8 protein-coding genes are annotated in these 10,879 nt (G+C 53.4%); 5 read left to right on the plus strand and 3 right to left on the minus strand.

What is annotated here, in order from left to right; all coding sequences use genetic code 11:
* The first annotated feature begins 215 nt into the window (after positions 1-215).
* The 3 genes from Q4D85_RS13895 to Q4D85_RS13905 are packed head-to-tail and all read left to right on the plus strand — an operon-like array spanning position 216 to position 3,780.
* Entirely contained in the window at positions 216-1,301 is a 1,086-nt protein-coding gene (locus Q4D85_RS13895; RefSeq protein WP_303201309.1) for an iron ABC transporter substrate-binding protein, read from the plus strand.
* Positions 1,302-1,307: 6 nt separating this feature from the next.
* Entirely contained in the window at positions 1,308-2,816 is a 1,509-nt protein-coding gene (locus tag Q4D85_RS13900; protein WP_303201310.1) for an iron ABC transporter permease, read from the plus strand.
* Positions 2,817-2,820: 4 nt separating this feature from the next.
* Positions 2,821-3,780, plus strand: a complete 960-nt coding sequence (locus Q4D85_RS13905; protein WP_303201311.1) for an ABC transporter ATP-binding protein — start codon at positions 2,821-2,823, stop codon at positions 3,778-3,780.
* Between the two features lie 14 nt (positions 3,781-3,794).
* Here Q4D85_RS13905 and Q4D85_RS13910 read toward each other — a convergent pair whose 3' ends face one another.
* Positions 3,795-4,235, minus strand: a complete 441-nt coding sequence (locus tag Q4D85_RS13910) for an Lrp/AsnC family transcriptional regulator (RefSeq protein ID WP_303201313.1) — start codon at positions 4,233-4,235, stop codon at positions 3,795-3,797.
* A gap of 271 nt (positions 4,236-4,506) precedes the next feature.
* Between Q4D85_RS13910 and Q4D85_RS13915 the strand changes: the two genes are divergently transcribed.
* Positions 4,507-5,070: a hypothetical protein gene (locus Q4D85_RS13915; RefSeq protein ID WP_303201314.1), complete on the plus strand. Its 564-nt coding sequence runs from the start codon at positions 4,507-4,509 to the stop codon at positions 5,068-5,070.
* A gap of 221 nt (positions 5,071-5,291) precedes the next feature.
* On the opposite strand, the gene Q4D85_RS13920 is transcribed toward Q4D85_RS13915, so the two are convergent.
* Together Q4D85_RS13920 and Q4D85_RS13925 are read right to left on the minus strand one after the other, a co-directional pair.
* Positions 5,292-6,257: a CAP domain-containing protein gene (locus tag Q4D85_RS13920; protein WP_303201316.1), complete on the minus strand. Its 966-nt coding sequence runs from the start codon at positions 6,255-6,257 to the stop codon at positions 5,292-5,294.
* A 1,317-nt stretch (positions 6,258-7,574) separates the two neighbouring features.
* Positions 7,575-8,603, minus strand: coding sequence for a serine hydrolase (locus tag Q4D85_RS13925; protein WP_303201317.1), 1,029 nt, complete (start codon positions 8,601-8,603; stop codon positions 7,575-7,577).
* Between the two features lie 347 nt (positions 8,604-8,950).
* Between Q4D85_RS13925 and Q4D85_RS13930 the strand changes: the two genes are divergently transcribed.
* Positions 8,951-10,585 carry a DUF5677 domain-containing protein gene (locus tag Q4D85_RS13930; protein WP_303201319.1) on the plus strand — a complete coding sequence of 545 codons (1,635 nt, stop codon included), beginning with the start codon at positions 8,951-8,953 and terminating at the stop codon, positions 10,583-10,585.
* Positions 10,586-10,879: the final 294 nt, after the last annotated feature.

A 10,879-nucleotide genomic window follows, 5' to 3' on the forward strand; every position in this document is an offset into this window, starting at 1 on the left:
TATAACTTACACACCCCCACAACAAACAACAAACCCCCAGCACAACACCACAAAAGAAAAACCACTACCCACACAGAATCCTGATGCGAACGCAACAATCGCGCCGCTATCATTCAATAGTTGTAGACACCATCAAACAATTTATGTTAGGTTAGCTAGAACTGTGCTAATTGAGGTGTGGTTTTACAATGTCCCCGTATTTCTTAGAGGTGTTTATGCGTTCTCCTTATCGGTTTCTTCTGGCATCAACCGCATCGGTTGCCCTGGTGGGCGGCTTAGTTGCATGCTCGAACAGCGATAGCTCATCTGGTTCTTCCACTGCTTCCCCACAAGCTGATGCAACCCAGGCCCAGTCCGGTGACGATACCTTGGTGATCTACTCAGGTCGCAGCGAGGATTTGGTAGCACCACTGATTAAGATGTTCGAAGAAAAATCGGGCATTAAGACCGAAGTGCGATACGGAAAGACCGCTGAGCAGGCTCAGTTGCTGTTAACCGAGGGCGAGAAATCGCCAGCTGAGGTCTTCTTCTCCCAGGAAGCTGGTGCCTTGGGTTTGGTTGGCGATGCAGATTTGCTCGCACCGCTTCCTGCTGAGGTTTTTGAGTCCGTTCCCGCTAATTTCTCTTCTTCTGAGAAGAAGTGGGTGGGCGTTACCGGCCGTGCACGCGTCGTTGCGTATAACAAGGACAAGGTTCAAGAAGCAGATGCGCCGGACACCATTGACGCAATGGTTGATCCGAAGTGGGCGGAACAGATCGGTGTTGCCCCTGGTAACGCTTCGTTCCTTTCGTTTGTCACCGCTATGCGGGTAGAAAAGGGCGACGATTTCACTCGCGAGTGGTTGCAGAAGCTCGTCGATAATAAGGTGAAGACCTACGAGAAGAACACCGGCATCCTTGAGGCTGTCAATAATGGTGAGATTTCGCTTGGTCTGATCAACCACTACTACTGGTACTTGGATGCCGCAGAAAAGGGCGCCGAGAACATGACGGCACAGCTGAAGTTCGGCAAGCCGGGCGATTTAGCTTCCCTGGTTAATGCAACCGGCGTTGGTGTCACCAAGAAGGCAGAGAAGGATCCGCAGGCGTTGGAGTTCGTCAAGTTCCTGCTGTCGGAGGATGCACAGAAGTACTTCGCCACCGAAACCTTCGAATATCCGCTGGTTGAGGGAATGACCGCACCGGAAGGTGTGCCAGCAATGGATCCAAGCTCGAATCCTGATTTCGATTTGTCGAAGCTTTCGTCGGTAGATGAAACTGCAGCGATGATTGATGAAGTTGGCTTGACCTTCACTAAGTAAGCTGTAGTGACTACTTCACACCGATTTCTTTTAGGTTTAGCGATCGGCGCGGCTGCGTTAGTGGCTGCCCCACTTTTCTTTCTGATCGCTGAGTTGATGGCCGCTCCTTCTGGGGCGGTCATCCGCGCGTTTACCCGCCCCAACACGATTACGCATTCGCTCAATACTTTGTATTTAGTGGTGACTGTCGCTGCGGGCGCGTTAGTCTTGGGTGTTTCTACGGCTTTCTGTTTGGTGCGGCTCGCTTTGCCGCTGCCACGGTTATGGTGGGTAGCCGCGACATTGCCACTTGCAGTTCCGTCCTATGTTGCCGGGCTATCGTGGGTCTCTGCCACCGACTTGCGCGGGTTTGTGGGTTCGTGGCTGGTTTTGGTTTTGGCGACAACGCCATACGTTACGCTTCCAACTGCCGCTGCTTTTCGACGCGCGGACCGGGGCATCGAAGACGTCGCCCGCACGCTTGGCTCAGGTCCGGTGTTGGCGTTTATTCGCATGTCACTGCCCCAGGTCATTCCTGCCGCAGCGGCGGGGGCATTGTTGGTTGCTCTTTATTGTTTAGCGGAGTACGGGGTGGTTTCCATCATGCGGTTTCCCACCCTGACCCCGGCCGTGCAGACCGCGTTTTCCGGGAGTTTCAATAGAACGCTCGCGATCGTGTTGTCTGCGCTTTTAGTGGTGTTGGCGATAATCGTGGTGGCCTGCGAGCGGCTGCTTCGGCAACCTGTGACGTCGACACGCATTGCACATGGTCATGTGCCACCTAAGCCGCTTCCGTGGTGGGGTACCTGGGGCGTTTGCGCCTGGTTGTTGGGAATTTTCGCGTTAAGCGTGGGACTGCCCATTGGAGAGCAGCTGTACCGATTGTCGTTGAGCGTGGCGCAACGTGAATTTGAAGGCACACGCCTTTTATATGCGCTGGGCACAACCGTTGCGCTTGGGTTAATCGGCGCAGCACTCGCCACCGCATTGGCGTTGCCCATTAGCGTGTTGGCCGCGCGTCGAAAAGCAAAGTCGGTAGCGGCGATTGAGACGGTAACCTATATCGGCCACGGCTTGCCCGGGGTAGTCCTGGGTTTATCGATGGTATATCTCGCGTTGAGATTTCTGCCATTTTTGTATCAAACGATGGCGCTCATGGTCGTTGCGTACGCAATCATGTTCGTCCCTAAAGCGATGGGTAGTACGCGTACCGCTATCGCCCAAGTTCCCACCACGCTGGAAGACGCGGCGCGCAGCTTAGGCCGCAATCCGCGCCAAACATGGCTGGAGGTCACCGCACGACTGTCGTGGCCGGGTATCGCCTCCGGAGCGTTGATCGTCGCGGTAACAGTGATGAAGGAACTTCCCGCCACCCTCATGATGCGCCCCATCGGCACTGATACCCTAGCAACCCGGTTATGGCAGCTCAGCGACATCAACGCCTACGGTGCCGCCGCCCCCTACGCCCTAGCTTTAATCGCCGCCGCGAGCATTCCGGCATTGATGTTGGCCGGTTCCCCAGATTCAGATAGGTAAAATCGTGACCCCTGCCCTCGTGTTAAAAGACGTATCGGCCGCCTACCGAAATTCGGCGCGTCCGGTGGTAGATAACGCCAATCTGCAACTTGAAACCGGCGAGTTACTTGCAATCTTAGGGCCCAGCGGCTGCGGCAAAACAACGTTGCTGCGGGTGATCTCCGGCCTTATGGCGGCATCTGGCGGCACCATCGAACTCGGCGGAACCACGGTGTTCTCCGCTACCACCAATATTCCGCCGGAGCGGCGTCGTATCGGCCTGGTTCCGCAAGACGCCGCGTTATTTCCGCACCTTTCGGTGGCCCAGAATGTCGCTTTTGGGTTAGGAAAACACCCGGACAAAGCCGCCCGCGTCGCGGAGATGTTGGAACTTGTGGATGTCGCGGGGTTAGCTGACCGCAAACCAGCACAGCTCTCCGGCGGGCAAGCCCAGCGGGTGGCACTCGCTCGTGCACTCGCACCGAACCCCGCGTTGGTACTTCTCGACGAACCGTTTGCCGCGCTTGACGCCGCATTACGCACCAGGCTGCGGACGGATATCGCTGGCATTCTTGCGGCTGCGGATGCCTCGGCAATTTTAGTTACCCACGATCAAGACGAAGCGCTATCGATGGCGCATCGGGTCGCCGTCATGAACGGCGGTGTCATCGCGCAATGCGGCACCCCCAGCGAGGTTTATAACGCGCCCGCCTCGGAGTGGGTCGCGCATTTCTTGGGTACCTGCACAGTGCTTGACGACGGCGCAGTCGTCCGCCCCGAACAAGTCAGCCTGCGTCCGGCCACCGAAGCTGGTGATTTCACTGCCACCATTCGCACCGTCGAGTTCTTAGGCCACTCCACCATGTACGTTGTCGAACGCGGCGATGGAGTGCGACTAAGCTCCCGTTGCCTAGGTGCCCCACGATGGCAACCAGGTGACACCGTGGGGGTTCACCTGTCCCCCGATCTGCATCGATTAACCTGACCCGGGCGACGGGGCTAATCCCCCGCCTTGATGACTTTCATCGTCATGCGGGAATCCACCCGGGCGACTCCCGGGTTGCCCAATAGCCCCTTGGTCAGCCATTCTTCATAATGCTCCGCGTCGCGCACTCGCACGCGGATGAAATAATCTGGGCGGGAAAACATGCGCCGCAATTCAACAACTTCCGGCATTGCGGCTACCCGCTGTTCAAACTCCGCAATGGTGGGTCCGTCATTTTTTCCCACATCCGCCTGAACTATGACTTCAAAACCGCGATCGAGTGCCACTTGATCCACGACAGCCCGGTAGCCTTTGATAATTCCCAGTTCTTCTAACTTCCGCACCCGGCGTAAACAGGGTGCTGGGGTGAGCCCCACCAGTGCGGCTAAATCTTGATTACTTAATCTGCCATCTTTTTGCAGTTCAGCTACTATCGCGCGATCAATATCGTCCATGTACCAATAATTGTTCATGCAACGTGCTTTATGCAACGCAATTGGTCAAATTCTTAGCTCTTTGTAACAAAGTTTTAGTAGCACTTATACAATTACCCGATTATTGCGCTGCACTTCGCCCCCGATAAGCCCCATAAACTCCCCCACCCCACCAAATAGGGGCAAAATGTTAAGAAAAATTAGCTTTGACTTAATATCGGATAGGAAAAACCGAAGGTGCTGTGGCTGACGCAGCTTCATCATCGTTCCCCTACCCGTAAAAGGAAGTACTGTGATACGTGCAATCGGCCTGGCTGCAACCGCATTCTTGCTTATCAGCTGCGGATCGAACGATACCTCATCCACCGCACCGAAACCCTTAACCACCACTGTGACCCATACCAAGGCCCCGAGCACTTCCCGTTCGGCTCAGCCTGCCGAGCCAACCGTGGTTAAGTGCGTCGACGGCAGCGCCGACATGGCACTGTGGTCCGATGGTTCCGAGCGCCCCAGCGAACTATGCCGCATCGATCCAGCCTCGCAGGCCCCCACCACTACTTCCACTGCACCAGCACAATATGTCTGCCCCCGCACTGATGCATTTGTCAATGACCCATCCGAATGCGCAGCCGTCTACGCTGGCGCCCAACTAAGCCAGCAGGAACTTGATCTCAGCCAAATCCCTATTGCCGACGGCGGCACTTGCCCTGCTTATTTGTGCGGCTACGGGACAGACGAAAATGGAAACCCGAACCCCAGTTCCGGGGAAATCCAGGGTCTCGACGGCTGTGAGAACGGCTATATCACCGACGAAGAGTACTGCGCCGCAATCTACGAACGGTTCGGCTACCAGTAACAGTGACCAACGGCACCGGTGGGGCGTCGAAAAGCTAAGCACGCGGACGACAACACCTCAGTGATGTATTCGTCATCCTGTATCCCTCAACTCGGTAAATAGAGCACACCGATATCCGACTTAGGTTGCTGCACTTCCCGCGGAATCCCACAAAACGCAACAACCGGGCGTCGAAAAAGCATGTAGCTTATCGACGCCCGGCCGCAACCTGCGATTACGTATTACATCTGGAACCGGCTGGTTGAAACGTAGAAATCGTTAGTGCCCTTAATCAACGCCTGTCCGTAGTGCGTAAACTCAGGACGAATCATGTTCTGGAAGTGTCCGTCACTACGGCACCAGCCTTCTACAACCTCAAGCGGATTGGTGTAATAAGCAACGTTTTCACCCTGACCTGGCTTGAGATCAAGCTCCGTGCCATCTTTACCAAACGTGCTCGGGTGACCGATCTTGCCTGGGTGGTTGTCAATCAGGTACTTGGTCCACCGCAGCGAATCACCAGCGAGTTCTTCGCTCCACTGCACCGGGTTAACGCCGTGCGCTTCACGAACCCGGTTGGTCTGGCGCAACATCCACTCCATGCGCTGCTTCTCGCTCATGCCGCGGTAATCCGGCAGATCCTCGATCGCGGAACAGCGGGCAGGACGATCCGACTTCTTGTGGTATTCCGCTGCTGGTGGGGCATCCATTTCGGACTTGTCCACGGTCTCGCGCAGTGAGTTCGACTCCACCTCTGGGGCTGGGTCAGCCGGTGGTGCTGGCTTAGTTTCGGTGTTGGCATCCGCATCAGCGTCACCCGTTTCCGGAGCAGCTGGGGCTGGAACGTTATCGCCTGCTACGTTTCCGCTTTCAGCTGGCGGCTGGTCACCCGGCATTTCCGTGCCCGGTTTCATGTCCGTGTCCGGCTTTTCGCTTGACCCCTTGCCCTTAAGGCCAAACACTAATCCAACAATGCCGCCAATCAGTGCCAGCAAACCGAACACCGCCCCGAAGACCTGCTTCATATCGAGCTGCTCCGGCAGCTGGAACTGCGAGCCACCGATCTGCGGCATAGACGACAAGGCTGCCTTTACGTCAGTTTCAATATTCTGAACCTGCGCAACAGCCGGTTGGGCAACAACGGTGGTCTGCCCAAACGCTAGGGCTGGGACAAGAACACAAATCGCAACAGCGCGACGAAGCTTCACAACTACTCCCTTTAACTGGGTACGGATCATTTGCTATGAGCAGGTTAGCAAAGCGCATCGGGCATTTTTGCCAAAAATCACAAAACGGTAAAGCATACTGACCTGCACTTATATAGACTCAATATAAAACACAGCTTTCTATTATCAACCATTAACGCACTGATAATGCGGGACACCTCCCCTCCCCGCCACACCACGAACGCCATTCAGCAATACAAACGATTTCACAAGTAGCAAATAAGCTCCCATACCGGCACCTTGGCTTATGCCCGTAAACGTTATCTAGTTCGCCAACCTGCTACATCAACGGCGGCCGATGCCCCCAACATTCGTCGCCAACCACAACCAAATCAAAATCACACAGCAGTAATTTTAGTTTTCCGCTCAGCTTCCCAATTACGAAAAAGTGTGCTGAAAGTTTCCTAAGCATCCCTACCCCAGCTACCCCCTATAACAGCACATGGACATAGTACGTGGTTACCGCATGCATGCTTTGTTCTCGCATATAAGAATTCCCCTCGCCCACAATGTACCCGCTTAACCCCAGTGTGGTAGCACCCTTACAGCACCTCTGCCATCTTTTGCCTCACTTCGATGGTGCACACCAACCTGACTTGCAAGACGCTAACGCGGAAGTTACCGCGCTGACATCCACAGGAGCATCACAACCCTGCAGCTAGGCGAGGTAATTGGCGCAGCCCTTGAGGGCAACTCGACCTTTCCGTGACGGGACGGCTGGTTTCGTGGCGTAGAAGATGAATAAGTCGAGTTAGGGTGCGGACGCCGAGCTAGCCGCGCCCGGGATTAAGCCCTGGGGTTAAGAAAACCTTGGTTTGTGCGGGACATAGGACGGCAATCGCTAACTACAAATTTTTCTCCGAATGGCGATTCTTTAGCGGCGTGCTTCCCAAGTACTCTTCATGCAGGAAATTAGGGGACCAACGATCGTAAACCCCATTTGACCGGTAACCCGGCGCAGGCTCGCTTAGGGCAACTCGACCTTTCCGCGACGGCACGGCTGGTTTCGTGGCGTGGGAGATGAATAAGTCGAGTTGGGGCAAGGACACCAAGCCGCCTGCTGCTTTGCAGTGGAGACCATGAAACTTAAATCAGAGAAACACAGCGCAGAAAAAGCCACTTCTGAACCGTGAAAACCCCAGGCCAATACGTTAAACACGCACTGCTCTACCTACAAAAACGAAAAGCAGGGTTAAACGGCGGAAACTACACACAGACCATTTCGGAAATCACCAGTTTGCACCAGCGTTACCGACGATTCCCGAAAGCTTGTTACGGCTTTTCGTGCCATACCCCTATTCAGCTCTTCCGCAATAACCCAACGATTTCAATCAGGGTGGCAAAGCTTGCTCTAATCGCCTTGCTGGAGCCAAAATTGATGACGATCTCGGCATCATGTACTGGGTCATAAAGAAGATGAGTAGATGTTATGCCCTGGTGCCCCACTGGTCGCGGCCAGCCGCGTAGCCACGGAGCAAGGCCCGAAAACTTCACGTTCATTGTGCCCGCACCGTAGTACATGCCACTACGGAACTTGTGACGTGATTTCGCCATCCACTCCCAGGTCTCGTTCGCTATAAGATCTCCCGACCGCAAGGCGTGAATGAGCGTGAGATAGTCTTCTACCGTTGCCGCGATGCCGCCGCCAGACCAATCAATACTCAAGGCCTGTGTGCCATCTACTCTGGTGTTCCCAATATACAATGGCGCGATTTCGTCGGTGCCACTTGCAGGCTTCGATAAAAGCGGCATGAAACTGCGATTCATGGCTAACGGCTGAAAGATACGGTCATGCACAAGCTGCTGGTATTTCGCACCCAGCACCGATTCAAGCACAAGGCCCAAGAGAATGAAGCCGGTATCGCTATAGAAGAACCGTTGCCCCGGTTGCCCCACTGGTTTTTGATAGTCGCGCGTATGCGCCACTAAATCCAGCGGTGTCCATCTTCGGTCAAGATCGCGCAGTGCTTTCTTCAAAACAGAGGGACCTTTACTGCGACCAGTGAAGTAATCATTGATTCCCGAGGTATGGGTGAGCAAGTGTTCAATGGTCGCATTCTCAAGCTGCCCATGAGCGAAAAGACCTTGGAGCAATTCTTCTCCGAGCAGCTCCACAACCGGGGTATCACATGCCAACTCACGCTTTTCGACGAGCTGCATGATTAGCGCAGCAGTAATCAGCTTCCCAACGCTCGCGGAATGGAACGGTAAGTCCTCAATCCCATAACGAAAATCTATCCCTAAATGCGGCGCGCGAACTGCCACTTGCGGCTGCCACTTCCGCGATTGTTTTTCCAAATGCACTGTCAACGCATCAGTGAAGTCCATCCGCCCCATTTGCTCTCCTGAACTTTGTGAATACCATTTTCCAATCCAGGTTAGTCATATTCAACAGGCTGCTACGTGGCGAATTCATTCAACCTTTACAAGCTTTGAACAGCACGCCATACCGACACGGCAGCGCGCTCTCCGTTCACCCTGCCAATAGCGTCCTTAGATTTTGCGTTTTATCTTTTCAGCCCAACCTAATACATACATTTACACTGTCTTGGACATACAGTTTCTGGATGGTTCCTTTCCATTAGGTAAACGCTCAGCGCTCCAATACTGTCAGCCGCACGAAGTAATGTAATGACCATCGAAGCAACAAACATCTCACAGGAGCCACAGTTGTTATGAAATCGAAAAAGAAACAACAACACATTGAGGAATCAGGCTCCATGGCAGGCCATGTACGAAAAGGGCGACGGGTTTACATGCCGCCCTTTGTCGCAACTGGAGTCCTACAAATAGGTAATTGGGCCAAAGACGACCTCCCCGACCTTCTCTGGCCTGCCCTCGTCCTTGCGGAAAAGGGTAATGGCAGTATTCGGTCATTTGTTAGGTGGCAGAAAGCTGTCCTTGACAGTCTAAGTCAATATGGCGATCTGGGTTTCATCGCCGACAATCTAGACGGAAGGCTAACATCTCTCGCACGTCTGCAAGGGCGTTTCCCTAATTCTGTAGAGATGATTCGATCCGAAGCCGAACAACTAGGTCTTCTTTCTAATAAAGTGAAGGCTGCTCTCTCCATTTACCGTTCAATGCCCGCACCGTGGCTTACCGATAACCAATCCGCCACCCCTCCAAAGGTAAGCGATCTTGAGTTAATCCATGCAGCACTTTACGGTGTCTTAGCGGACCAACACAGGGAATCACTAATCAAATATCTTCCTATCTCGAGCCAGGTCCAAGCCGGTACCTTCCGCGCCAAAAAGGAGATAATTGATCTACTGAAGTGTTATCCGAACAACGCAGGTACACTGTCCCAGGCAGACTCGGTGGTGAGAGCTTCTTGGGGAGCGACGAAGTCGAGAACCGCTGAAAAGTATCCACAGATCGTCGACGACATTACTGCATGGGCTCAAGAGTTCTGGGGCGCAAATTCAATGACATCGGGTTGCTTGAGGAAACGCGATCTAGAGGAAGAAGCTATGCCTTCGGATAAGAACCTTCCAATAAACGATTCCGATTCTCTGTCATCAACCGTAGAAGAAACTAATTTGCAACGCTTCGCCATGGATCTGCTCAGTAGTTTCATCCAAGCACTCGAAACATCGCCAACGGATCTTTACTACAGTGAACGTCAGGAAGTTGTTTCTGGACTGGTTGCGAGAGCTGGACGCGACGTTATTGCTATCCTCGGATCCCCTGACCTCTGGTCTGTCGAGCATGCAGCTCATATCGGACGAATGCTTGTAGAGATCAAAATCTACATACGATGGATGAACACTCAAGACCTTGAAATCTACAAACGATTCAAGGACTATGGCGCTGGCAAAGCGAAGCTGTTTGCCAAGATGCTCCAGGAAGTTCCTGATGACGTCCGCACACAAGGATTCGATGAAAGTGTGAATGAATTCCAGCGGTTGAGCCACAACGACGGCATTATTGATCATCGCGTCGTTGACACTCGTGACATCTTTGTTGAAGGCAAATCACTCCGGAAGATGGCTGAAGAAACAGATCTCTTGGACCTATACCGACACTCCTATGGAATCGCTAGCGGAGTTTCCCACTCGGAGTGGTGGTCTGTGGAGACACATGCGATGGAACCGTGTCTCAACCTGCTTCACGGTTTTCATCTCATTCCGAGTCTCTCGCTAAATCCAGGCGGCAACGTGGAGCTCGCGCAGGCATGGATCGACCAGCTCTACGGACTTATTCAAGATGGGCTGGAGATTCTTCAGCCTGACCAAAGTGCAATCAAGCAGGCATTTGCTTGGCTCCAAGATATTGACAAAGAGGACAATGAAGACGACCTCGGCTAAATACTCGTTGATTCATGAGGCATATCTGGCTGACGCGGCCAAGTAATCGGGTTTGTTTGTTTAACCTTTGGTCACCGAACACAGTCTTTTCAGTCTACGCTGAACTCATAGGTGCATAAAGCGCTGCAATTGCTTCGAGTTCTGCGACAACAGAAAGTTTGCCATCCTTTAGGATCTTCACAAACCAAACGAAACGGGGAAGCATTGATCCTCTTATGAGGTTTCAATACTTCCCCGTACAGTGGAGCCGCCGGGTATCCACAAAATAAACAAATAAACCCAGATAACCGCAGC

It is taken from the genome of Corynebacterium sp. (genome assembly GCF_030532965.1).
Lineage (GTDB): Bacteria > Actinomycetota > Actinomycetes > Mycobacteriales > Mycobacteriaceae > Corynebacterium.